Source organism: Aurantimonas sp. (genome assembly GCF_964217435.1).
GTDB lineage: Bacteria > Pseudomonadota > Alphaproteobacteria > Rhizobiales > Rhizobiaceae > Aurantimonas > Aurantimonas coralicida.
Genome location: NZ_CAXPJM010000005.1, coordinates 82,418 through 105,212, shown reverse-complemented (window position 1 = coordinate 105,212; position 22,795 = coordinate 82,418). Strand labels below are relative to the sequence as shown.

The 22,795-nt window shown below is 67.2% G+C and carries 20 protein-coding genes and 1 tRNA gene; 3 read left to right on the top strand and 18 right to left on the bottom strand.

The window, feature by feature from the left end:
• The 5 genes from clpX to ACEQX1_RS02240 form a co-directional block, all read right to left on the bottom strand.
• Positions 1-679 (bottom strand): ATP-dependent Clp protease ATP-binding subunit ClpX (gene clpX, locus ACEQX1_RS02260; RefSeq protein WP_370196465.1); only part of this gene is annotated, 679 nt, incomplete at its 3' end.
• Between the two features lie 231 nt (positions 680-910).
• Positions 911-1,543 (bottom strand): ATP-dependent Clp protease proteolytic subunit, encoded by a 633-nt coding sequence (locus tag ACEQX1_RS02255; RefSeq protein WP_009209287.1) that lies wholly within the window; start codon positions 1,541-1,543, stop codon positions 911-913.
• Positions 1,544-1,735: 192 nt separating this feature from the next.
• Complete coding sequence (locus ACEQX1_RS02250; protein ID WP_370195521.1) at positions 1,736-4,081, bottom strand: mechanosensitive ion channel domain-containing protein; 2,346 nt, start codon at positions 4,079-4,081, stop codon at positions 1,736-1,738.
• A gap of 238 nt (positions 4,082-4,319) precedes the next feature.
• Positions 4,320-5,684, bottom strand: a complete 1,365-nt coding sequence (tig, locus tag ACEQX1_RS02245) for a trigger factor (RefSeq protein WP_024351436.1) — start codon at positions 5,682-5,684, stop codon at positions 4,320-4,322.
• 76 nt (positions 5,685-5,760) lie between these two features.
• A tRNA-Leu gene (locus ACEQX1_RS02240) sits at positions 5,761-5,845 on the bottom strand.
• 402 nt (positions 5,846-6,247) lie between these two features.
• Between ACEQX1_RS02240 and ACEQX1_RS02235 the strand changes: the two genes are divergently transcribed.
• On the top strand, positions 6,248-6,391 hold the full coding sequence (locus tag ACEQX1_RS02235) for a DUF1127 domain-containing protein (RefSeq protein WP_081651954.1): 144 nt from the start codon (positions 6,248-6,250) through the stop codon (positions 6,389-6,391).
• Positions 6,392-6,864: 473 nt separating this feature from the next.
• Positions 6,865-8,286 (top strand): methylenetetrahydrofolate--tRNA-(uracil(54)-C(5))-methyltransferase (FADH(2)-oxidizing) TrmFO, encoded by a 1,422-nt coding sequence (trmFO, locus tag ACEQX1_RS02230; protein WP_370196464.1) that lies wholly within the window; start codon positions 6,865-6,867, stop codon positions 8,284-8,286.
• A gap of 35 nt (positions 8,287-8,321) precedes the next feature.
• Here trmFO and ACEQX1_RS02225 read toward each other — a convergent pair whose 3' ends face one another.
• The 5 genes from ACEQX1_RS02225 to yajC all read right to left on the bottom strand — a co-directional run bounded on the left by ACEQX1_RS02225 (position 8,322) and on the right by yajC (position 14,637).
• A complete protein-coding gene (locus ACEQX1_RS02225) occupies positions 8,322-10,115 on the bottom strand; it encodes a DUF4153 domain-containing protein (protein WP_370196463.1) in 1,794 nt (597 codons plus the stop codon).
• A 121-nt stretch (positions 10,116-10,236) separates the two neighbouring features.
• Positions 10,237-11,067 carry a phytoene/squalene synthase family protein gene (locus tag ACEQX1_RS02220; protein WP_370195531.1) on the bottom strand — a complete coding sequence of 277 codons (831 nt, stop codon included), beginning with the start codon at positions 11,065-11,067 and terminating at the stop codon, positions 10,237-10,239.
• 133 nt (positions 11,068-11,200) lie between these two features.
• Positions 11,201-11,590: an Mth938-like domain-containing protein gene (locus tag ACEQX1_RS02215; RefSeq protein ID WP_024351440.1), complete on the bottom strand. Its 390-nt coding sequence runs from the start codon at positions 11,588-11,590 to the stop codon at positions 11,201-11,203.
• 1 nt (position 11,591) lies between these two features.
• Positions 11,592-14,159 carry a protein translocase subunit SecDF gene (gene secDF, locus ACEQX1_RS02210; protein WP_024351441.1) on the bottom strand — a complete coding sequence of 856 codons (2,568 nt, stop codon included), beginning with the start codon at positions 14,157-14,159 and terminating at the stop codon, positions 11,592-11,594.
• A 139-nt stretch (positions 14,160-14,298) separates the two neighbouring features.
• Positions 14,299-14,637 carry a preprotein translocase subunit YajC gene (yajC, locus tag ACEQX1_RS02205; RefSeq protein ID WP_024351442.1) on the bottom strand — a complete coding sequence of 113 codons (339 nt, stop codon included), beginning with the start codon at positions 14,635-14,637 and terminating at the stop codon, positions 14,299-14,301.
• Positions 14,638-14,801: 164 nt separating this feature from the next.
• Here yajC and ACEQX1_RS02200 point away from each other — a divergent pair, with 164 nt between their 5' ends.
• Positions 14,802-15,689, top strand: coding sequence for an ATP-binding protein (locus ACEQX1_RS02200; protein WP_370195517.1), 888 nt, complete (start codon positions 14,802-14,804; stop codon positions 15,687-15,689).
• Positions 15,690-15,767: 78 nt separating this feature from the next.
• On the opposite strand, the gene ACEQX1_RS02195 is transcribed toward ACEQX1_RS02200, so the two are convergent.
• The 8 genes from ACEQX1_RS02195 to ACEQX1_RS02160 all read right to left on the bottom strand — a co-directional run bounded on the left by ACEQX1_RS02195 (position 15,768) and on the right by ACEQX1_RS02160 (position 22,719).
• Positions 15,768-17,081 (bottom strand): peptidoglycan DD-metalloendopeptidase family protein, encoded by a 1,314-nt coding sequence (locus ACEQX1_RS02195; protein WP_370195516.1) that lies wholly within the window; start codon positions 17,079-17,081, stop codon positions 15,768-15,770.
• 145 nt (positions 17,082-17,226) lie between these two features.
• Entirely contained in the window at positions 17,227-17,889 is a 663-nt protein-coding gene (locus ACEQX1_RS02190) for a protein-L-isoaspartate(D-aspartate) O-methyltransferase (protein WP_210315307.1), read from the bottom strand.
• On the bottom strand, positions 17,889-18,644 hold the full coding sequence (surE, locus tag ACEQX1_RS02185; RefSeq protein ID WP_370196462.1) for a 5'/3'-nucleotidase SurE: 756 nt from the start codon (positions 18,642-18,644) through the stop codon (positions 17,889-17,891). Before surE ends, ACEQX1_RS02190 begins: the two co-directional genes overlap by 1 nt.
• On the bottom strand, positions 18,644-19,927 hold the full coding sequence (gene serS / locus ACEQX1_RS02180) for a serine--tRNA ligase (protein ID WP_370195515.1): 1,284 nt from the start codon (positions 19,925-19,927) through the stop codon (positions 18,644-18,646). Before serS ends, surE begins: the two co-directional genes overlap by 1 nt.
• Before the next feature lie 47 nt (positions 19,928-19,974).
• On the bottom strand, positions 19,975-20,790 hold the full coding sequence (tatC, locus tag ACEQX1_RS02175; protein ID WP_024351448.1) for a twin-arginine translocase subunit TatC: 816 nt from the start codon (positions 20,788-20,790) through the stop codon (positions 19,975-19,977).
• On the bottom strand, positions 20,787-21,239 hold the full coding sequence (gene tatB, locus ACEQX1_RS02170) for a Sec-independent protein translocase protein TatB (protein WP_009209272.1): 453 nt from the start codon (positions 21,237-21,239) through the stop codon (positions 20,787-20,789). Before tatB ends, tatC begins: the two co-directional genes overlap by 4 nt.
• Positions 21,240-21,316: 77 nt before the next feature.
• Positions 21,317-21,550 (bottom strand): twin-arginine translocase TatA/TatE family subunit, encoded by a 234-nt coding sequence (locus ACEQX1_RS02165; RefSeq protein ID WP_024351449.1) that lies wholly within the window; start codon positions 21,548-21,550, stop codon positions 21,317-21,319.
• Between the two features lie 44 nt (positions 21,551-21,594).
• Positions 21,595-22,719 (bottom strand): ABC transporter ATP-binding protein, encoded by a 1,125-nt coding sequence (locus ACEQX1_RS02160; RefSeq protein WP_370195514.1) that lies wholly within the window; start codon positions 22,717-22,719, stop codon positions 21,595-21,597.
• Positions 22,720-22,795 lie beyond the last annotated feature (76 nt).

Here is a 22,795-nt window from a genome sequence, read left to right as displayed (position 1 = left end):
GGCCACCCTGCGGCGGAACCGAAGCCACGGTGCCTTCCATGATCTTCAGCAGCGCCTGCTGGACGCCCTCGCCCGACACGTCGCGCGTGATCGAGGGGTTTTCGGCCTTGCGGCTGATCTTGTCGATTTCGTCGATGTAAACGATGCCGCGCTGCGCCCGTTCGACATTGTAATCCGACGCCTGAAGCAGCTTCAGGATGATGTTCTCGACATCCTCGCCGACATAGCCGGCTTCGGTCAGCGTGGTCGCGTCCGCCATGGTGAACGGCACGTCGAGGATGCGGGCCAGCGTCTGCGCGAGCAGCGTCTTGCCGCAACCGGTCGGGCCGATCAGCAGGATGTTGGACTTCGCCAGTTCGACGTCGTTGCTCTTGGCTGCGTGGGCGAGCCGCTTGTAATGGTTGTGCACGGCGACGGAGAGCACCTTCTTGGCGAAGGACTGCCCGATCACGTAGTCGTCGAGAACCGCGATGATTTCCTGCGGGGTGGGGACACCCTCCCGCGACTTCACCATGGAGGATTTGTTTTCCTCCCTGATGATATCCATGCACAGCTCGACGCACTCGTCGCAGATAAAGACCGTCGGCCCGGCGATCAGCTTACGGACTTCGTGCTGGCTCTTCCCGCAGAAAGAGCAGTAGAGCGTGTTCTTGGAGTCGCCGCCGCTCGTTTTGCTCATGCGTCTTTCCTTCCGATCCGGTCCCCTCCAGGGATCCGTTTCTCGTTTGGTCTACCGAACCTAGTGCCCCCGGCCCCGTTCGGCAAAGCGACTCTCACCCGAAAGCCACGACCCGATACCATCGGCCACTCTTGCACATCGTCCAGCGTAGCGTCGATTGCTTGAGCGGCGCTTAACGCACGCGCCGCCATGATCGCGATGCAAGTGTGGCCGTGGCGTGACGACGCAGCCCTACTTGGTGCCTTCGGCCTCGAGGGCGTCGCGCGACGAATAGACCTTGTCGATCAGACCGAACTCGCGCGCCTCCTGGGCGGTCATGAAGTGGTCACGATCGAGCGTGCGTTCAACCGTCTCGTAGTCCTGGCCGGTGTGCTCGACATAGACCTCGTTCAGGCGGCGCTTCAGCTTGATGATGTCCTGGGCGTGACGCTCGATGTCGGACGCCTGACCCGAGAAGCCGCCGGACGGCTGATGCACCATGATGCGGGCGTTCGGCGTGGCGAAGCGCATGTCCTTGTGACCGGCGCACAGCAGCAGCGAGCCCATCGAGGCCGCCTGGCCGATGCACAGGGTCGAGACCGCCGGCTTGATGAACTGCATGGTGTCGTAGATCGCCATGCCGCTGGTCACCACGCCGCCGGGCGAGTTGATGTAGAGGGCGATCTCCTTCTTCGGATTCTCGGCCTCGAGGAACAGCAGCTGGGCGCAGACCAGCGTGGCCATCGAGTCTTCGATCGGGCCGGTGATGAAGATCACCCGCTCCTTCAGAAGCCGCGAGAAGATGTCGTAGGCGCGCTCGCCCCGGTTGGTCTGCTCGACCACCATGGGAACGAGGTTCATCGCGGTTTCCACGGGATGTGTCATCGGTCGTCGTCTCGCTGCTTGGTCTGATGAGCGGCACCACCGGGTGCCGCGGGAATAGCGAAGGGATTCGTCTGGTTCAGTAGATAGGACTTGGCCAAGCGCCTATGCAAGGCGTTCCCCCGCGCCGAATGCCATGAGGCCCAAGGGATTGGCCCCTGTGCCCCATATGGTCGTGCGCGGGCCGTTGCGCAATCAGCCCCTGCCCTCGCCGGCGCTGTCGATGTCGCCGCCGCCCGGCGGTATCGGCTTGCGGTCCGCGTCGTGGGTGCCGTAGTCGCCGCCCTCGGTCGACTGGCCGCTCGCCTCGATCGCCGGATGCGCCGTGTCGGCCTCGAGGTTCTGGCGCACCCGCACCGGGGGCGCCTTGCCGTTCCGGTCCTCGCCGAACCACAGCGTCATGTGCGGGAACGGGATCTCGATGCCGCGCTCGTCGGACATCCGCTTGATGATCTCGCGATAGGCCCGGCCGACGCCCCACTGGGTCGACGGCTTGGTCATCACCCGGCCGCGCACGACGACGGCCGAATCACCGAGTTCGTTGACCCCCCACATGTCGAGCTCGCTCAGGAGGTTCTCCCCGACGGCGGTGGCCTTCAGCTCGTCGAAGGCGTCGAACATCATCTGCTTCACGTCGTCGACGTTCTCGCGATAGGCGACGCCGATATCGGCGACGTAATAGGCGAAGTCCTTGGAGAAGTTCGCCACCTGGTCGACCGAGGAAAACGGGATCAGGTACCAGGTGCCTTCCAGCGTGCGCAGACCGACGGACCGCACGGTCAGTTCCTCGACCGTGCCGGAGATGCCGTTCAGCTCGACGATGTCGCCCTCGTTCATGGCGTTCTGGATCTGGATGAAGGCGCCGGTGATGATGTCCTGGACGAATTTCTGGGCGCCGAAACCGATGGCCAGGCCGACGACACCGGCACCGGCGAGGAGCGGCGCGATGTCGATGCCGATCTGCGACAGAACCAGCATCGCCACCAGCACGATCATTGTGATCGTGAAGGCATTGCGGAACAGCGACAGCAGCGTGCGCTCGCGCGCCGTCGGCACCGTGCCGTAATTCGGGTTGAGGCGGTACTCCACCCAGGACGACACGCCGATATAGATCGCCACGCCGACCGCCAGGATGATGCCCGCGCCGACGAGCCCGCCGGCGAAGCGCTGGCCCAGCGGGCTGGCCAGCCAGTCGCTGAACGACAACAGGTTCCAGGCCTCCAGGATCACCGCCAGGACGACGACGATGACGACGCCGCGCAGGACGGTGAGCGCGTTGGGGATGAAGGAGTTCACCCGGCGCTCCAGGAGCGGCAGCCGGTCCTTGAGGTTCTGCGGGATCGGGATGCCCCGGGCGATGACCCGCGACAGGATCGACACGATCAGCCCGCCGACGGCCATGGCCGCGATCGACTTCAGTGTCGCGGTGGTCATGAAGGCGAGGCCGGATTCGGGGCTGCGGACCCATACGATGAACAGCGCGAGCGCGAAGCCGATCGCCAGCACCCACCAGATCTGGCCGACAAAGGCATAGACCCAGGCGCTGACCGAACGGTCGCCTTGGTGCTTGGCCCGCTTCAGCCGCTCGCGCACGACGCCGCGATTCTTCAGGATCAGCCCGATGGTCAGGAGCAGGCAGAGGACCACGACGATAAAGCGCACCGCCTCGGCCGCCGCGATGCTCGACGATTGCTGCACGATCGGCGCGACGAACATGAAGGTGTAGCCGAGGATCGAGATCAGCCGCGAGATCCAGAAATACCAGTAGCTCGCCTGCCGGTTCGAGAACGGCGTCAGGCGCAATTGCGGGTAGGACGGCGACACGAAGCTGGCAAGGCCCACCTTGACCATCTCGATCAGCAGGAAGGCGTTCAGGAACAGGGCCTGGTTGATGCCCGGTTCGCCGCCGAAGAAGATCACCGCGGCGAGATAGCCGGCCGCCCAGCCGACCACCACCGACAAAGCGTCGACGATCGACGAGATGACCAGCAGCAGGAGCTTGTTGATCGGGCCGGTGCGCTCGGCGGCATCGGCCAGCCGCCGGAAGATCGGATATTTGATGACCCGGCTGGCGAACAGCACGCCGAAGGCGACGAGGGCCACCAGCCCCACCGGCAGGATCGCCGAGATCAGCATCGGCAGGTCGATGCGGCTGGCCCCCGACAGCATCTGCGACGCCGAGACGAGACTGGCCGCGACCTGATCCCAGGTGTCCAGCAGGCCCCCTGCCATGGAGCGGGTCCACTGCGCGATCTCGCCGGGCAGCGTGCGCGGCGCGGCCTCCGTACCGGCCTCGGCCGCGTCAGCGGCGTCCGGCGCCTTGTAGGCGGCGGCTTTCAGCGATTCGATCAGCTTGGCGCGGGTGTCGTCGTTCTCGAGAATACCGATCAGATCGTCCAGCGAGGGATCGGACGACGCGCTGGCCTCGGTCTCGCCCGACCCGCCGATCGACAATCCCGGCATCTGGGCGTGACTTGCGCCGGTGAGGACGAAGAGCACGATGAGGAAGGCGAGGATGGCGGTCGTCGGAAATCGCTGCATGCCGCGGGGAAGCCTGTTCTGTGATCGGTCCGGGTGGCGGGGGCGCAGAGCCGACGGATCGGCGCTGCCACTATCTGCCGACGCGGGGGGTCCGCGCGGCGCACGCCTCTATCGGCGATAGTGATGACCAGACTTGGGCGGGCGCGAGCCCCGCACTGCCGGCCAGATATGCGAAAGGGCCGACTCGCGCCGGCCCTCCCGAAATTCTCGACGATGGTCGCTTGCGCGACGCCCCGCCTTACGACGCGAGGGCGGTTTCCTTGTCGTCCTCGTCCTCGGCCATCAGCTCTTCCTTGCTGACGGTCTTGTCGGTGACGTCCACCTCGGCGAGCAGATGGTCGACGACCTTCTCCTCGTAGAGCGGCGCGCGCAGGCTGGCGACGGCGTCCGGGTTCTTCTGGAAGTACTCGTAGACTTCCTTCTCCTGGCCCGGATAGCGGCGCAGCTGCTCGAACATCGCGCGCTGCAGCTCCTCGTCGGTGATCTGCACGCCGGCCTTCTCGCCGATCTCGGACAGGACCAGACCCAGACGGACCCGACGCTCGGCGAGGCGGCGATATTCGGCGCGCGCCTTCTCCTCGGTGGTGTCCTCGTCCTCGAAGGTCTTGCCGCTGTTGGTCAGCTCGCCCTGCACCTGGTTCCAGATGTTGGTGAACTCGGCCTCGACCAGCTTCTCCGGCAGCTCGAAATCATACGCCGCGTCGAGGGCATCGAGCAGCTGGCGCTTGACCTTCTGGCGCGTCGCCTGGCCGTACTGGCTCTCGATCTGCTCGCGCACGACCGTCTTCAGGCGATCCAGCGATTCGACACCGAGCTTGGCGGCGAACTCGTCGTCGATCGTGGTCTCTTCGGGAGCGGCGACTTCCTTGACGGTGACGTCGAAGGTCGCGGGCTTGCCGGCCAGATGCGCGGCGCCGTAATCCTCGGGGAAGGTCAGCTCGACGGTCTTCTCGTCGCCGGCCTTCACGCCGATCAGCTGGTCCTCGAAGCCCGGGATGAACTGACCCGAGCCGATCACCAGGTTGCTGTCGGTGGCGGTGCCGCCATCGAAGGGCTCGCCGTCGATCTTGCCGACGAAGTCCATGGTGACGCGATCGCCCTTGTCCGCAGCGCCATCCTTGGCGGCGTAGGTCCGGGCGTTCTCGGCGATGCGCTCGACCTGCTCGTCGATCTCAGCGTCAGCAACCTCGACGACGGGACGCTCGATCTTGATGCCCTCGGTGCCCTTGAGCTCGAACGCCGGCAGCGTCTCGTAGGTCAGGGTGAACTTGAAGTCGGCGCCGCCGTTGAGAACCTTCTCGGCCTCGGCCTCGTCCTCAGACATGCCGATTTCCGGCTGCATGGCGGAGCGCTCGTTGCGCTCGGCAATGACGTTGCGCGGGGTCTCGGTCAGGATCTGGTTGACGATCTCCGCCATCAGCGACTTGCCGTACATCTTGCGCAGATGGCCAACCGGCACCTTGCCCGGCCGGAAACCCTTCAGCTGCACCCGGTCCTTGGCTTCATAGAGCCGGGTCTGGAGCCGCGCTTCAAGATCCGAGGCCGGCACGACGATCTCGATCTCGCGCTTCAGGCCCTCGGCCTTGGTTTCCGTTACCTGCATTCTGGATACCTTCTTGTGTGCTCGAGACGACCGATCATTCAGGCCGACCCGCAATGAATTCCGTGAAAGCGGCCGCTGGTGCGGGTGGAGGGACTTGAACCCCCATGCCTCTCGGCGCTTGGACCTAAACCAAGTGCGTCTGCCAATTCCGCCACACCCGCATAGTGCGCCGTACGGTGGGCGACGCGAGACGCGCGCTTCTATATCACCGGCCTCGCGGCCACGAAAGGCCCATATGGGGGCCAATCCGCATGATTCCATGGCTTTTTCACACGGGACCGGCGCTTTCGGCGTGATCCGGCGTCGAACCCGCGCGCGTCCCTTCAGAGAACGGCAAGCGGCTCGACCAGGCTCCTACCGTCAAGAGGGTAGAGTGAGATGCCCCGGAGATCGCGCCCACGACCCGTGCACCGATGTCAATTGTTGCGATGCACAAATCGCAAGGCTGCCATGCATCGAAGCCTCTAGCGGGTCCGACATGCACCGCCTACCTTCCAGTCAACGAAGCGACGCAGACGAAACAATCAGCCGCTTCAATCGATTTAAGACCGCAGGATAGACCAATGAACCTCGTTCGCTCCTACAACAACTGGCGCCGCTACCGCGAGACGGTCAACGAACTGAACCGTCTCTCCCAGCGCGAACTCGCCGATCTCGGCATCTCGCGCGGCGACATCAACTCGGTCGCCCGCCGCGCCATCGGCTGATTATCAGCCAAGACTTTCGCAAGGGTCCACTCCTCCTCCCAGGACCCAAGCGGATCGGAAACTGCCACTCCTCCTCCCAGGCAGTTTCCACCCAGACGCCCGCCGGGTCCTCCCCCCGGCGGGCGCCCAGAGATTACAGAGCTTCGCCGAGGGCTACTCCTCCTCCCAAGCCCAAGGCGGATAAAGTGCCTGCGCATCCTCCTCCCAGCGTAGGTACCTCTCAGTCGCCCGTCGGGTCCTCCCCCCGACGGGCGATCAGAGACCTTCTAGAGTTTCGCGTAGGGCCCACCTCCTCCCGGGCCTGAAGCGGATATGACCTGCGCATCCTCCTCCCAGCGCAGGTCCCAATGCGACACCCGTCGGGTCCTCCCCCCGGCGGGTGTTGTCGTTTGGAGGCCGCAAACTTGCCCGATCATGCGCGCGGATCGCCACGCGGCCTTTTGATCGCCACGCGCGACTGCTAAATTGCCCCCATGTCGAAACAACCCATTCACGTCGTCGGCGGCGGGCTCGCCGGATCCGAAGCTGCCTGGCAGATCGCCGAACGCGGTCTGCCCGTGGTGCTGCACGAGATGCGGCCCGTCCGCGGCACCGAAGCCCACAAGACCGACCGGCTGGCCGAGCTGGTCTGCTCCAACTCCTTCCGGTCGGACGACAGCCAGACCAATGCGGTCGGCGTCCTCCATGCCGAGATGCGGCTGGCCAATTCGCTGATCATGCGCTGCGCCGACGCGCACCAGGTGCCCGCCGGCAGCGCGCTCGCGGTCGATCGCGAGGGCTTTTCCGGCGCCGTCTCCGAGGCGATTGCCGCACACCCGCTGATCACCGTCGAGCGCGGCGAGGTCAAGGGCCTGCCGCCGGAGGAATGGGGCCCCAGCATCGTCGCCACCGGGCCGCTGACGGCACCGGCGTTGGCCGAGTCGATCAGCGCCGCCACCGGCACCGACGCCCTCGCCTTCTTCGACGCCATCGCGCCGATCGTGCATTTCGATTCCATCGACATGGACAAGGCCTGGTTCCAGTCGCGCTACGACAAGGTCGGCCCCGGCGGCACCGGCAAGGACTACATCAACTGTCCGCTCGACAAGGACACCTACGAGCGCTTCGTCGCCGCCCTCGTCGAGGGTGACCGCGCCGAGTTCAAGGAATGGGAAGGCACGCCCTATTTCGACGGCTGCCTGCCGATCGAGATCATGGCCGAGCGCGGTCCGGAGACCCTGCGCCACGGCCCGATGAAGCCGATGGGCCTGACCAACGCCCACCAGCCGGACATCAAGGCCTATGCGGTCGTGCAGCTGCGCCAGGACAATGCGCTGGGCACGCTCTACAACATCGTCGGCTTCCAGACGAAGCTGAAATACGGCGCGCAGGCAGCCGTGCTGCGGATGATTCCCGGCCTCGAAAACGCCGAGTTCGCACGGCTCGGCGGCCTGCACCGCAACACCTATCTGAACTCGCCAACCCTGCTCGACCCGACATTGCGGCTGAAGGTGCGGCCGCATATCCGCTTCGCCGGCCAGATCACCGGCTGCGAAGGTTATGTGGAATCGGCCGCCGTCGGGCTGATGACCGGCCGTTTCGCCGCCGCCGAGCGTCTGGGCGAAGCCGCGACCCCGCCGCCGCAGACGACCGCCATGGGCGCGCTCGCCGCGCATATTACCGGGGGCCACCTCGCCCATCAGGAAGAGAGCGGCAAGCGTTCCTTCCAGCCGATGAACATCAATTTCGGCCTGTTCCCGCCGCTGGAGCCGGGGGCCATCCAGAAGCCGGAGGGCGTCACGCGCTTCCGGGGCAAGGACAAGGCGATCGCCAAGAAGAAGGCCCTGTCGGCCCGCGCCCTCGCCGATTTCGCCGGCTGGCTCGGCCAGACACCGATTGCGGAAGCTGCCGAATAGTATCCGCGGCCTGATCGAAGACCCAGGGACCGGGCTCAGTCGCCCGGCCGCGCCTGCCATTCGCCGGACCGGTAGTAAACGGTGAGCAGCGCCGACAGGATCGCCCCGTCGTCACCGTCCCGCACGATCTGGCGCAGCGCCAGGCGGACATTGCGCCCGTTTGTGCCGGTCAGATCGACGACCGGCATCGGCAATCGGTCCGGCACCGTCGCGTAGACTGCGTCCGGCAAGGCGTCGATCGCGGGCCCGAGATCGAAGCGGTCTTCGGCCCCTCCGATCCGCAGCAGTAACTCCCCACCCGCAAGCTCCAGCACCGCTCCTTCGGATGACGGGGCGACGGTGCTGCTCGTCTCGCCGTCTGCCGGCTCCTGACGCAGGTCGCGCTCCGGGACGACGCGATCGAACCCGGCGATGTCGATCACCATCGGCGCATTGGCGGTGAAGCTGCGCAATTCGCGCACGCCGACCGGACCCGACAGATCGAGCGCCGCGAAGATGCGCTCGCGCCGGTCCGATCCCTCGCCCTCCATCACATCCGACGGCAGCAGCGGCGCCAACCGGTCGAGCTGGCTCACATCTTCGAGAACGTAGAGGCGCGAGCGCAGTTCGGCAGCCTCGCGATCCGGCCGCTCGGTCGCGGCCAGCCGGCGCCCGCCGGCGCCGTCATCCACCACGAAGCGCTCGACGATGCGGGCCGTCTGACTGCGACCGACCGTGTCATAGGCGCCCCATGGGCCGAAGGCTGACAGCGCCAGCAGCAACACCGGCACCGCCGCCATCCAGCGAATGTCGCCCCGCGTGCGTCCCGGAAGCTGCAGGGCGAGGACCAGCCCCGCCGCCAGCGCCCCGAGGGCGAGGTAGTAGCGCTCCAGCGTGAACCCCTGGGCGCCGATCCGCAGCCAGATCGCATAGGCGAGCAGCGACAGGGGCACCAGAAGCGCCAGGGCGAAATAGCGTGTGAAAAGCCGCGTGGCCGCCGCGGCGCCGGCACGGAACGGATCGACCGCGATGCGCAGCATGAGGACGAACAGCGCGAAGAAGGTGACGATCCAGCCGATCTCGCCCCTCGGCACGTCGCCCGTGACGAGGATCTTGGCGGCATAGAGATGCAGGACCAGCGCCGTTGCCAGCACCAGCGGCACGGCGACCCAGTCGAACAGGATGCGCAGGCCCGAGATCAGCCGCTCGTCCTGCCCCGCCGGCATGCGCTCGTCGAAATGATGCGGAATCCGGCCCAGCGCAAAGAGCGGTCCGACCAGCGCGAAGGCCGTGGCGAAGATATGCTCATAGGCGTCGCCCGGCAGCCCGACCTCGAACAGGTAGCGGATCATCTCCAGGATCGCCGACAGGCCGAGGACGAAGAGCAGCACCGACAGGAAGGCGAGGCTGACGCCGACCACGGTCCAGAAGGTGAAGACCCAGAACCTTTCCGCGTCGCGCAGGCCCAGATACCCCGCCAATGGGACGGCGAAGGTCGCGGCAACGATCAGCGGCGGCGGAAATACCGCCAGCGCCGGCCCGACCCAGATCGCCGAGCCGACGACAAGCGCGACGAGAGAAGACGCGCCCTGCCGCACCGCCGCCGACGCGCCCCGCGCCTCCATCGCCAGCACCATGCCGACCGAAATGGCCGCCGCGCCATAGAACGCCGCCAGCAGCCAGGCCAGATCGTCCTCGGCCACCGGATAGATATCCCGCAGGGCGAGGTTGGACAGGATCGCGATGGCGACGATCAGCAGGCTCGCCAGCGGAAAGCGGAAGGCCGCGACACCGGCTCCCGCCGCCAGCGAGCGCCAGAACTGCCCGACATGCCGGGGCGCGGACCTCATCGTGCGCAATGCCATGGTGGGGTCGGCTTTCGGATCGGTTGGAAATTCGGTGTGCTGGCCCGGATGCACGGGCAACTGCGGCGATGTAAGCGCGGATCGCTCCGGCGGTCGATCCCCGCCGTCAGCGCCGCATCGTGCGCCAGTTGATGTAGGCCTTGCGCAGCGGGCCGATCTCGACCGGCTGGTCGAGTGTCGCCGCCCCGTCCCGTTCGATGAGGTCGAGGTACCGCCCCGCCAGCGCCGCTGGCAGGAAGGCCGGTCGCAGCGGCTTGGGAATGTCGCCGAGTGTGGCCGTCCAGGCGCGCACGTGCTGGCGCCCGAAAGCGGTCATCGCCGCGATGGCGCGGCCTGCCGGTTCCCGCTCGCCGCGGATCAGCTCTTCGCTCGAACAGCCGGCAGCGGCGAGGATGTCGGCCGGCACGAAGACCTGCCGCCGGGCCCGATGCTGCGGCAACAGGCGCAGGACGCCAGCGACCGTCTGGGCGACGCCGGCATGTCCCGCCGCATCGGCCTGCGTCTCCGCCGCATCGCGCGCCAGCACCATCGCCGCCAGCATGATCAGCGTCGAGGCGGTCTCGCCGGCATAGGCCTCCAGTTCCTCGCTCGACGGCATCGGATCGTCATAGAGGTCGAAGATGCGCGCTTCGAGGAAGCGGTCGAACGCGGCACGCGGCAGGTCGTGGCGGGCAATCGTATCGGCGACCGCGGCCGCGACCGGATGCCCGGCCGCGCCCTGGTCGGGCGCCGCCAGCGCGTCGCGCCACCATTGCAGCCGGATCTCCCCCGGCATCGGCTCGCTCACCGAATCGCGCACCCGCGCGGTCTCGATGTTGAAGGCGTAGAGGGCGGCGACGTCGTTGCGCTTGTCCGCCGGAACGAAGGCTAGCGAGATGGCCCGGTCGCGATCGGCCGTCTCCACCAGACGCAGGCACTCGGCGTAATTCTCGCTCAGATCCGTCATGGCCGTGTCTCAGCGCCTCGGCTTGGTTCGGGCTTCGGGCCCGCGGATGAAAGATGGTGTAGCGCGGCGCATGGGGCCAGTCGTCTGCCGGCGTCAGACCGCCGCGGAGGTCACCCGGGCTGGCTCAGTCGACCGCGACGAGCGCCGCCGCCACGGGCCGGCCTTCCGAGAGCATGATGTTGAAGGTGCGGACCGCCGCGCCCGTCGACATCGGATCGCAGGAGATGCCGACCTGGCGCATGCGGTCGGCCAGCGCCGGCGGCAGCCGGCGAATGTCCTTGCCGGTACCGAACAACAGGAAGCCGATCTCCTCGGCTTCCTCGAACACCTTGCCGAGACGTTCGCCTGTGAACGGCGCCTCGGCGGTGCCGTCCCAGCCGTAGATGCCGGAGGGCAGGCACAGGATCGAGCCGCGATGCGACATGGAGGCGAAACGGAAGCCGCCATTGCCATAGGCCTCGATCGGGGCCCGGCCCGGGAAGTGGGCCTCGCGGATCTCGATACCTTTCGCCATGTCAGGCCTCGCGCGCCGTCGAGCCGCCCTCGCGCGCCGCCTCTTCCTCTTCCTTCTTGGCTGCGAAGTCCGAAGCCCGCAGCTTGAAGAAGATCAGCGCCGGCGCGGCGACGAAGATCGACGAGAAGGTGCCGATCGCCACACCGAACAGCATCGAGGCCACGAAGGAACGGATCACCTCGCCGCCGAAGACGAACAGGGCCGCCAGCGCCAGAAGCGTCGTGGCCGAGGTCATGGTGGTGCGCGCCAGCATCTCGTTGTCGGAGAGGTCGAGAAGCTGGCCGATCGGCATCTTCTTGAAGCGCCGCAGATTCTCGCGGACCTTGTCGTAGATGACCACCGTGTCGTTCAGCGAGTAGCCGACGATGGTCAGGATCGCCGCGACACTGGCGAGGCTGAATTCGAGCTGCGTCACGACCAGGAAGCCGAGCGTCAGGAAGACGTCGTTGACCGTCGCGATGATCGCGCCCAGCGCGAACTGCCACTCGAAGCGGATCCAGACATAGATCAGGATCGCAAAGAGCGCCGCCAGAACGCCGACGATCGCCGCGAAGGCCAGTTCGCCCGACACGGTCGGGCCGACCACTTCGGTGCGGCGGAAGTCGTAGTCGGCCGCCAGGGCCTCCTGCGCCGATTCCACGATCGCCACCTGCGAGGCGTCGCCGCCCTGCGAGCCGATGCGGATCAGCGCCTCGGTCGGGGTGCCGAACTCCTGCACCTGCGCGTCCGGCACGCCGATCGCGCCGAGACGCTCGCGGATGTCGCCGATATCGGCCTCGCCATTCTTGGCCTGCACCTCGATGAGCGTGCCGCCGGTGAAGTCGATGCCGAGATTGAGCCCCACCGCGAACAGGCCGCCGACCGACGCAACGCACAGAAGCATCGACAGGGCAAAGGCTTGCAGGCGGACCTTCATGAACGGAATGCGCGTGACTTCCGGCACCAGCCGGATGAAGCCGCGCGGCAGTTCCTTCGGCCGGCTGCGGCGCACCCAGGCGGCGACGAGCCAGCGGGTGAGCGTGAAGGCGGTGAAGACGGTGGTGATGATGCCGATGGCCAGCGTCACGGCGAAGCCGCGTACCGGTCCCGATCCCAGGAAGAACAGCACGACCGCCGCGATCAGCGTGGTGATGTTGGCGTCGAGAATCGTCGCCAGCGCCTTCTGGAAGCCGATGTCGATCGCCTGCACCACCGAGCGCCCCTGTCGGCGCTCGTCGCGGATGCGCTCGTAGATCAGGACGTTGGAATCCACCGCCATGCCGAGCGTCAGGACGATGCCGGCGATGCCCGGAAGGGTCAGCGTCGCGCCGATGACGGTCAGCACCGAGAACAGCAGCACCAGGTTCACGATCAGCGCGATATTGGCGATGATGCCGAGGAAGCCGTAGGCGGCGAGCATGAAGACGACGACAAGGAGAGCGCCGATCACGCCGGCGGTCTCGCCGGCGGCGATCGAATCGGCGCCGAGGCCCGGTCCGACCGTGCGCTCCTCGATGATGTTCAGGGTCGCCGGCAGCGCGCCGGCGCGCAGCAGCACGGCGAGATCGTTGGCGCTCTGGACGGTGAAGCTGCCGCTGATCTGCGCCTGGCCGCCGAGGATCGCCTCGCGGATGTTCGGTGCCGACAGAACCTTCTCGTCGAGGACGATGGCGAAGGGACGCCCGACATTCTGCTGGGTGACCGAGCCGAAGCGCTGGGCGCCCTGGGTGTCGAAGCGGATGTTGACGACCGGCTCGTTGCTCTGGCTGTCGAAACCGGCCTGGGCGTCGGTCAGGTTTTCACCCGACACCATGATCTGGCGCTGCACGAGAACCGGCGCCGGGGTCGGGTCGTTGGTGTAGAGAAGCTCGGAGCCCGCCGGCGGGCGGCTGCCGCGGGCGACGTCCTCGGCTGAAGCGGTCACGTCGACGAGGCGGAAGGTCAGCTTGGCGGTCTGGTTGAGCAGCGCCTTCAGCCGCTGCGGGTCGCCGAGACCGGGCACCTGCACCATGATGCGGTCGTCGCCCTGGCGCTGGATCACCGGCTCGGTGGTGCCGAGCTCGTCGACGCGGCGGCGCACCACCTCGATCGACTGGGTCACCGCCGCCGACGTGCGATAGGCAACGCCCTCGTCGGTGAGCGACAGGGTCAGGACGCCGGGCTGCGGCTCGGCGATCGCCACTTCCGTCACCGCACCGCCGCCCAGCACGCTGCCGCTGGAGATCGGGTCGGTCATCGGCGACAGCGCCTCGCGGGCGGCCGCTACCTGTTCTGGGTCGCGCAGACGGATCGTCACGGTGCGATCGTTGTCCGACAGGCCGGCATAGCCGATGCGCTCGGTGCGCAGCGCCTGCCGCGCGTCGTCGCGCAGGGTCTGCACCCGGTCGGCGACCAGCGACTGCGAATCCACCTCGAGAAGAATGTAGGAGCCGCCCTGCAGATCGAGGCCGAGCGTCACGGACTGCTGCGGGAACCAGGACGGCAGCTTGTCCAGCGCCTGCTGCGGCAGGACGTTGGGCGACGCATAGAGGACGCCGATGGCGACCGTCAGCCAGATCAGAAACGTCTTCCAGCGCGAGAAATAGAGCATGGGTGTCCCGACAGGGTCGACGGCCGCGCCGGTATTGCGCGCCGTTGGCAAGCGTTAAAACCGCCGCCACCGACCCTTGTGGCAGGGCCGGCAGCGACGCGATCTCAGTCCAGTGGCGCTGTGTGCCGCGCCAACACGGCTATTTGGTGTTGGCGGCGGTCGGCTCGCCCTTCACCCGGACGTCGGCGATGGTGCCCTGCATGACGCGCACGCGGGTCTGCTCGGAGATCTGCACTTCCAGCTCGCCGCTCTCGTGCACCTTGGTGACCTTGCCGACGATGCCGCCACCGGTGACCACGGTGTCGCCGCGGCGGATGTTCTTCAGCATCTCCTCGCGCTTCTTCATGGCGGTGCGCTGCGGCCGGATGATGAGGAAATACATGATCGCGAACACGGCCACGAACGGCAGAACGCTGATCAACAGATCGCTCCCCCCCGCTGCGGAACCCGTCTGGGCGAAAGCCTCGGTCACGAACATGGAAAAAACCTCTCAGAAAATCGGCACAGGGTCATGCCTTGCGCGACGCAGCGCCGACAGCAGGGCCTTTACGATGTGCGCGGAATATACGATCGGTCGCCCCGAATGCAACAAGCGTCCGCCGGGCCGACGATCCGGCAAAGCTTCGAGACGAAAGAGCCGCCATGGATGCCGCAGAACTCGCCAGCCTGAAGCACACGATGGACCGGATCGCGGGGGCGCTGGAACGGCTTGCGCCGCCCCCTGCCCCGGCGCCTGACTTTACGGCGGCGGACTGTTTCGTCTTCGACCCGCCGGCTGGGCTCGTGCCGGTCCCCTCGGTCAACCGCGTGCCGATCGCGCTGCTGAAGGGCATCGAGCGTTCGCGCGACATCCTGCTGGAGAACACCGACCGCTTCGCCCGGGGCCTGCCGGCCAACAACGCGCTTCTGTGGGGCGCCCGCGGCATGGGCAAGTCGTCACTGGTGAAGGCCGCGCATGGCGCGGTCAATGCCGGGCTCGACGCGGGCGCGGCGCCGGTGAAGCTGATCGAGATCCACCGCGAGGACATCGACCATCTGCCGCGGCTGATGGGGATCGTGCGGGCCGCGCCCTACCCGTTCCTTCTGTTCTGCGACGACCTGTCCTTCGACATGGGCGATTCGGCCTACAAGTCGCTGAAGGCGGCGCTGGAGGGTGGCGTCGAGGGACGGCCGGAGAACGTGCTGTTCTACGCGACCTCGAACCGGCGCCATCTCCTGCCGCGCGACATGATCGAGAACGAGCGCTCGACGGCGATCAATCCCGGCGAAGCGGTGGAGGAGAAGGTGTCGCTGTCCGACAGGTTCGGCCTGTGGCTCGGCTTCCACCGCTGCAGCCAGGACGATTATCTGGCGATGATCGACGGCTATCTGGCGGCCTACGACCTCGACGTCGATCCCGATCGCGTCCGCCACGAGGCGCTGGAATGGGCGACGACCCGGGGCAGCCGCTCGGGCCGCGTGGCCTTCCAGTTCGTCCAGGATCTGGCGGGCCGCCTCGGCCGGACGCTGTCGCCGGTCGCCGGCAGCTGATTCCCGCGTCCCGAACGCAAATGGCCCGACCCCGCTGCTGTCCGCGGGGCCGGGCCTGTCACGCCTGGAGGTCGGCGTCTACTGGAGGTACTTGGTCGGATCGACCGGGGCCGAATCCTTGCGCACCTCGAAGTGCAGAAGCGGAATGTCGGTGTCTCCCGACATGCCGGACTTGGCGATCTGCTGACCGCGCTTGACCTTGGCGCCCCGCTCCACGTCGATCTGGTCGGCGTGGCCGTAGACGGTGACGAGGCCGTTGTCGTGCTTGACGAGAACGGTGTTGCCGAACTCCTTCAGGCCGTCGCCGGCATAGATCACGACGCCGTTCTCGGCGGCCTTGATGGGCGTGCCGCGCGGCACCGACAGGTTCAGGCCGTCATTGCGGCGCGAGCCGACCTTCTCGCCGAAGCGATTGACGACGCGGCCCTGCACCGGCCAGCGCAGCTGGCTGATGCCCGTGGAGTTCGGCGCGACGGCCGCCACCTCGGTCTCGACTTCCTTGCTGACGGTCGTCGAAGGGCTGGCCGCCTTCGGCGTCTCGCTGGCCGACGGACGGCCGGACTTCTCGGCGGTCTTGGGCGGCGAGTAGGATTTCGGCGCCGCGCTGTCGGCCTCGACCTTCTGCGGTTCCGCCGGACGCTGTGGCTCCGGCGCGGCCTTCGGCTCGGCAGCCGCGACACGGGTCGGTGCCGATGCGCCAGCCGGCAGGGTCAGCGTCTGGCCGATGCGGATCGTGTCGTCGCTCATGCCGTTGGCGCGCTTGATGTCGGCAACGGAGACGCCGGTGCGGCGCGCGATGCCCAGCAGCGAATCGCCGCTCTCGACCTTCACGCTGCCGCTGGCGGCTGCCGATCGCGTTGGCTGCGAGGCCGACGACTGCATCGGCCGGCTCTGCGGCGAGACGACACGGGCCGCCTGCTCACCGAGCGTCGAGGGCGGTGCGCCGCGGGTGGCGGGCACCGAGGACGAGGTCGGCGCGGCGGAAGCCTGCGGCTGCGGCGCGGTGGCGTAGCTCGGCGGCGGCGGCGGCGGCAGCTGGCTGGTCTGCACGTCGCCCGAAGTGGCGACGCCGCCCTGCGGATAGCTGTTCGCGGCCGTCTGGTAGGAGCCCTGGTTCTGCGCCGGGTAGCCCGATGCCGCCTGGGCGCCGTTGCCATAGGCCGGCATGCCGCGGGAGACGCTGCCGGTGTTCATGGCATCGACATCGCCCGGATAGGGCTGGCTGGCCGCCATCTGGTTGCTGGCCGGCGCCTGCGGCACGGCTCCGGTGTAGAAGCCATCGTCGAAACGCACGACGTCGGAGCTGCAACCCGCCGCGAGGCCGGCCAATCCCACCATCGCGACGGAGCGCACCATTCTGAGCCGCACGGATTTCAGCACATTGATACGCATCGCCGTCCCTTGAGCACGCTAGTTTACTCTTGGACCTATTGAAGCGCGTTAATCTTACTGCCCGGTTAAGTCGCGGGGCAAAAACGACATTTCTTGGACGTCGACGCCATGTTTGACGGCCAGTCGACGCCCTGTCATGCCCCGATCAGAGGACGTCGGCCGTGCCGAAGGCCAGCGGCTGATAGCGCACCGTGCCCAACGGCTCGCGCTCGAAGCGGCTGCCCACCTTGCGCAGGCGCAGGAGTTCCTGCGGCCCGTCGCCCGGCCCAAGTGCGCAGATCATCGCGGCGTTGGAGCCGAGCTGGTCGAGGAACTGCCGCGGGACGGCGGGGAACGCCGCATGGACGATCACCCGGTCGAACGGCGCCCCGCCGGCAAAGCCGTCGCGCCCGTCTTCCAGGAACAGCGAGATGTTGGTGATGCCGATGTCGCGCAGCCGCCGACCCGCCGGCTCCACCAGCCCGCGATAGCGGTCGAAGGAGCTGACATGGGTGCCGAGCCGGGCCAGAAGCGCGGTGATGTAGCCGCTGCCGGTTCCGATCTCCAGAATCCGGTGCGCCGGCTGCACGTCCAGCGCCGCCACCAGCCGCACCGCGGCCAGCGCCCCGTGCATGGTCTCGCCGCAGGCGATGGGAGCCGAGCGGTTCTCATAGGCATTGGCGATGCCCTCGGGCAGGAACAGCCGCCGCGGCACCGATTCGACCGCTTCCAGAAGCCGTGCATCGGTGATGCGCTCCGACCGGAGCGACAGCAGGAAAGCCGCCAGATCCTCGCGGTCGCGCCCCATACCTTCGCCGGTCGGCGCCATCAACCGAGCAGCGTGCGCAGCTCGTCGCGCAGCGCATGGGCGGTCAGGTCGAGATGCAGCGGCGTGACCGAGATCCGCCCGGCCGTCAGGGCGGCAACGTCCGACTGTTCCACTTCGGCGCCGGCCTGCCGCCCGAACTTCAGCCAGAAATACGGGAAGCCGCGGCCGTCGCGGCGCTCTTCCATTCCCAGCGAATAGTCGAGCTTGCCCTGGCGCGTGACCTCGATGCCCTCGACCGCGTCGGCTTCGACCGCCGGGAAATTGACGTTGATGAGATGCCCGGGCGGCGTGTCGAAATTCATCAGGCGCTCGATCAGCGCCGGCGCATGGGTCTCGGCCGTCTTCCACAGCGCTTCGCGGTGGCTGCCGGGCTTGAACGCTTGGCTGAGCGCGATCGAACGCAGGCCCAGCATGGTGCCTTCCATGGCGCCGGCGACCGTGCCCGAATAGGTGACGTCGTCGCAGATATTCTGCCCGGCATTGACGCCCGACAGCACGAGATCCGGCGGCGAATCCATCAGTTGCTTGACCGCCATGATGACGCAGTCGGTCGGCGTGCCGGACAAGGCGAAGCGGCGCTCGTCGATCTTGCGCAGGCGCAGCGGTGAGGACAGCGTCAGCGAATGCGACAGCCCGCTCTGGTCGGTCTCTGGCGCCACCACCCAGACGTCATCTGTCAGCTCGCGCGCGATCCGCTCCAGCACGGCGAGGCCTTCGGCGTGGATACCGTCGTCATTGGTCAGCAGCAAGCGCATCAGGCCGTCCTCTCGATCCGTTCGAGCCCGCCCATATAGGGCCGCAGGGCCTCCGGAACGGTGATCGAGCCGTCTTCGTTCTGGTAATTCTCCATGACCGCGATCAGCGCCCGTCCGACGGCGACGCCGGAGCCGTTCAGCGTGTGAACGTAGCGCGCGGCCTTCTCGCCCTCGACGCGGTAGCGCGTGCCCATGCGGCGCGCCTGGAAGTCGCCGCAGACCGAACAGCTGGAGATTTCGCGGAACGCGTCCTGCCCCGGCAGCCAGACCTCGATGTCGTAGGTCTTGCGCGCACCGAAGCCCATGTCGCCGGCGCAAAGGGTTACGACCCGGTAGGACAGGCCGAGGCGCTTCAGCACCTCTTCGGCCGCCGCGGTCATGCGCTCGTGCTCGGCAATCGAGGATTCCTCGTCGGTCACCGACACCAGCTCGACCTTGTAGAACTGGTGCTGGCGCAGCATGCCGCGGGTGTCGCGTCCGGCCGAGCCGGCCTCCGAGCGGAAGCACGGGGTCAGCGCGGTGAAGCGCAGCGGCAGGTCGCCCGCCCCCAGCACCTGCTCGCGCACCATGTTGGTCAGCGGCACCTCGGCGGTCGGGATCAGCCAGCGGCCTTCGCTCGTGTGGAACAGGTCCTCGCTGAACTTCGGCAACTGGCCGGTGCCGAACAACGCCTCGTCGCGCACCAAGAGCGGCGCCGCGGTTTCCTGATAGCCGTGTTCGCCGGTGTGCAGGTCGAGCATGAACTGGCCGAGCGCGCGCTCCAGCCGGGCGAGCTGGCCCTTCAGGATGGTGAAGCGCGAGCCGGAAATCTTCGCCGCCTGCTCGAAATCCATCAGGCCAAGGCCTTCGCCGAGCTCGTAATGCTCCTTCGGCGCGAAACCGAAGTTCGGTGCCTCGCCGTGACGGCGGATCTCGACATTGTCGGCTTCGTCCGCGCCCTCGGGCACGTCGTCGAGCGGGATGTTCGGGATACGGGCGAGCGCGTCCTCGAGCGACTTGTCGATGCGCCGCTCGGTCTCCTCGCCGTCCTGGATGGCTTCCTTGATCTCGCCGATCTCGCGGATCAGCTCCTCGGCGCCGGCTTCGTCACCGGTGCCCTTGGCCTTGCCGATCGCCTTGGACGCCTCGTTGCGCCGACCCTGCAATGTCTGCAGGCGGGTCAGATGCGCCCGGCGCTCTTCGTCGAGTTTGAGAAGCTGATCGGCCAGGGGCGCGGCGCCGCGTCGTGCGAGGGCCGCATCCAGCTTGTCCGGATTGTCACGTATCCACTTGATGTCGAGCATTGATTCCCGTTTCCCGACCGACGAGCGGCGGGATCCGGGTCATGCCGTCAGCTATCGGCTTGCGCCTCGCTTTCGCGCTGCCGCTGGGCCCGCTTGCGTTCGATCATCCGTGCCGCAAAGATCGACACCTCGTAGAGAAGGATCGTCGGCAGGGCAAGACCGATCTGCGACATCGGGTCGGGCGGCGTCAGGATCGCCGCGGCAACGAAGGCCAGCACGATGGCGTATTTGCGCTTGTCGGCCAGCCCCTGCGAGGAGGTGATGCCGGCCCGCACCAGAAGCGTCGCCACCACCGGAAGCTGGAACACCAGGCCGAAGGCGAAGATCAGCGTCATGATCAGCGACAGATATTCGGAGACCCGCGGCAGCAGCTGAATCGCGGCCTGTCCGCCGGTCCCCGTCTGCTCCATCGACAGGAAGAACCACATCACCATCGGCGTGAAGAAGTAATAGACCAGCGCCGCGCCGAGCAGGAATAAAAGCGGCGTGGCGACGAGGAACGGCAGGAACGCACCGCGCTCCTCGCGGTAGAGGCCGGGGGCCACGAATTTGTAGATCTGCGAGGCGATCAGCGGAAAGGCGAGGAAGAAGCCGCCGAAGGCCGCGATCTTCACCTGGGTGAAGAAGAATTCCTGCGGCGCCGTGTAGATCAGCTCGACCTGTTTGTTGTGCACGCCGGCCCATTCCGTCGCCGTCTGATACGGAACGACGAGGAAATTAAAGATCGGCTTGGCGAAGAAGAAGCAGAGGATGAAGGCCACGAGAAAGCCGCCGAGGCTCCACATCAGCCGCGTGCGCAGCTCGATGAGGTGCTCGATGAGCGGCGCCGAGGAGGCCTCGATATCGGTATCGTTCCGACTCACGCCGCGTCCTCGCTCTTCTTCTGGGGCGCGGCATCCGCGCTCTCGGCAGGCTTGTCCGCCGGCTGCGGGCTGTTGGTCGCCCCCGCCTTGTCGGGTTCGGCCGCCACCGCCGCGCCGGAGGCGCCGGGCACCTTCGGTTCGGGCGCCTTGGTCGCGGCCTTCAGCGACGAGCGAATCTCGTCGCCCACCGCCTTCATCGGGTTCATCGCCGCACGCACGTCCTTGGTCGGATCGAGATCGCGCACCTTGCTGACGGTGTCCCTGACATCGTCGAGCTCAGCCTCGCGCAACGCATCGTCGAACTGGCGGCGGAAATCGCCGGCCATGGACCGCAACTGCTTGCTGGTGCGCCCGAACGTGCGCAGCATGCGCGGCAAATCCTTTGGCCCCACGACGACCACCAGGATCACCGCAACGACCATGAGTTCGGACCAGCCGATATCGAACATTTCAGCGTCTCGGAAACAGCGAACTGACCTGATGACGACGGCGCACCGTCGTCATCGATGACCTCATGTGCAGGCGATCAGTTGACCGTCTTCTCCCGCTTGACGTCGCGGGCCACCACGTCGGCCTCGTTGTGGTCGAGCGACCGGCGCTCCTGAGCAGCCGCCTCGGTCTCGTCCTCCGACATGCCCTTCTTGAAGCTCTTGATGCCCTTGGCAACGTCACCCATCAGTTCCGGGATCTTGCCGCGACCGAAGAGCAGCAGCACGACCGCAAGGACGATGAGCCAATGCCAGATGCTGAAGCTACCCATTATAAAATCTCCCTGGAACGCGTAAGGCGTTCGATCTTCCCAAGCTAGCGATCGTCCGCGGACTTTTCAAACACGATAACGTCTTGCGGATCAACGGAAACAACGACGTCGCGCCGCCCCTGCTCGACAATTCCCGCCCGCATGCGCGAGCGCAGCGGATAATCGAGCCCCTCGATGGCTACGGTCATCAGATCGACGCTGCCCAGAAACCGCCGTGCGACGATCCGTCCGAAGACGCCGTCCTCCCGCTCCTGCAGGCGCAGGCCCGTCAAACGCAGGGCCACGGTCATCGCCGTGCCGTCAGGCAGGGCCGTGTCGGCGACCGGTCCGAGCGCCGTCACCACGCGCCCGCCCCGCACCTCGCCGTCGATGACGTTGAGCTCGGAAAAGAAACCTGCGGCAAAGAGACTGGCCGGGCGGCTGTAGAGTTCGGCCGCCGTGCCGAGCTGCACGAGGCGCCCGTCGCGCAGAAGCGCGATTCGGTCGCCCATGCGCATCGCCTCCTCGGCGTCGTGGGTGACGATGATCGCGGTTGCCCGGCTTTCGCGCAGGATCTGCAGCGTGTCGGTGCGCACCACGTCCTTCAGCCGGCTGTCCAGGCCGGAGAACGGCTCGTCCATCAACAGCACCGAGGGGCGCGGCGACATCGCCCGCGCCAGCGCCACGCGCTGCTGCTCGCCGCCCGACAGGGTATGCGGATAAAGCCCGGCGGAGCCGCTCAGCCCGACCCGCTCCAGCGCGGCCATCGCCTCCTTGCGGGCCGCGTCGCCGGACATGGCGGTCAGGCCGAAGCGGACATTCTCGGCGATGGTCATGTGCGGAAACAGCGCGAAGTCCTGGAACATCAGGCCGATGCCGCGCTTTTCCGGCGGCACGAACGCCGTCTCGCCAGCGATCTCGCGACCATTCAGAACCAGCCGCCCGGCGGTCTGCCGCTCGATCCCGGCGGCGATCCGCAGGAGCGTCGTCTTGCCCGATCCGGACGGACCGAGCAGGCACAGGATCTCGCCGGGCTCGGCCGCCAGGTTGATGTCGTTGAGGATCTGGGTGTGGCCGACCGCGTGCGAGACGTTCTCAAAGGCGAGACGGGCGGCAAAGCTGACGCCGGCGCTCGTCCTGCTCGCGGATTTCTGGGATGGCGCGACGGCGTCGCGGGTCCGGTCATGCACGTTGGACAGCCCGTCACTCTGGTCGGCCGGCGCGCGCGCCCAGCCTTCTGCGCTCTGGCTAACCCTTCGCCGCGGC

Excerpts from the sequence above, each read along its gene's own strand:
- ACEQX1_RS02255 (WP_009209287.1), bottom strand. The coding sequence starts at position 1,543 with ATGACACATCCCGTGGAAACCGCGATGAACCTCGTTCCCATGGTGGTC.
- ACEQX1_RS02250 (WP_370195521.1), bottom strand. The coding sequence starts at position 4,081 with ATGCAGCGATTTCCGACGACCGCCATCCTCGCCTTCCTCATCGTGCTC.
- tig (WP_024351436.1), bottom strand. The coding sequence starts at position 5,684 with ATGCAGGTAACGGAAACCAAGGCCGAGGGCCTGAAGCGCGAGATCGAG.
- ACEQX1_RS02235 (WP_081651954.1), top strand. The coding sequence starts at position 6,248 with ATGAACCTCGTTCGCTCCTACAACAACTGGCGCCGCTACCGCGAGACG.
- trmFO (WP_370196464.1), top strand. The coding sequence starts at position 6,865 with ATGTCGAAACAACCCATTCACGTCGTCGGCGGCGGGCTCGCCGGATCC.
- ACEQX1_RS02225 (WP_370196463.1), bottom strand. The coding sequence starts at position 10,115 with ATGAGGTCCGCGCCCCGGCATGTCGGGCAGTTCTGGCGCTCGCTGGCG.
- ACEQX1_RS02215 (WP_024351440.1), bottom strand. The coding sequence starts at position 11,590 with ATGGCGAAAGGTATCGAGATCCGCGAGGCCCACTTCCCGGGCCGGGCC.
- secDF (WP_024351441.1), bottom strand. The coding sequence starts at position 14,159 with ATGCTCTATTTCTCGCGCTGGAAGACGTTTCTGATCTGGCTGACGGTC.
- yajC (WP_024351442.1), bottom strand. The coding sequence starts at position 14,637 with ATGTTCGTGACCGAGGCTTTCGCCCAGACGGGTTCCGCAGCGGGGGGG.
- ACEQX1_RS02200 (WP_370195517.1), top strand. The coding sequence starts at position 14,802 with ATGGATGCCGCAGAACTCGCCAGCCTGAAGCACACGATGGACCGGATC.
- ACEQX1_RS02195 (WP_370195516.1), bottom strand. The coding sequence starts at position 17,081 with ATGCGTATCAATGTGCTGAAATCCGTGCGGCTCAGAATGGTGCGCTCC.
- ACEQX1_RS02190 (WP_210315307.1), bottom strand. The coding sequence starts at position 17,889 with ATGGCGCCGACCGGCGAAGGTATGGGGCGCGACCGCGAGGATCTGGCG.
- surE (WP_370196462.1), bottom strand. The coding sequence starts at position 18,644 with ATGCGCTTGCTGCTGACCAATGACGACGGTATCCACGCCGAAGGCCTC.
- serS (WP_370195515.1), bottom strand. The coding sequence starts at position 19,927 with ATGCTCGACATCAAGTGGATACGTGACAATCCGGACAAGCTGGATGCG.
- tatB (WP_009209272.1), bottom strand. The coding sequence starts at position 21,239 with ATGTTCGATATCGGCTGGTCCGAACTCATGGTCGTTGCGGTGATCCTG.
- ACEQX1_RS02165 (WP_024351449.1), bottom strand. The coding sequence starts at position 21,550 with ATGGGTAGCTTCAGCATCTGGCATTGGCTCATCGTCCTTGCGGTCGTG.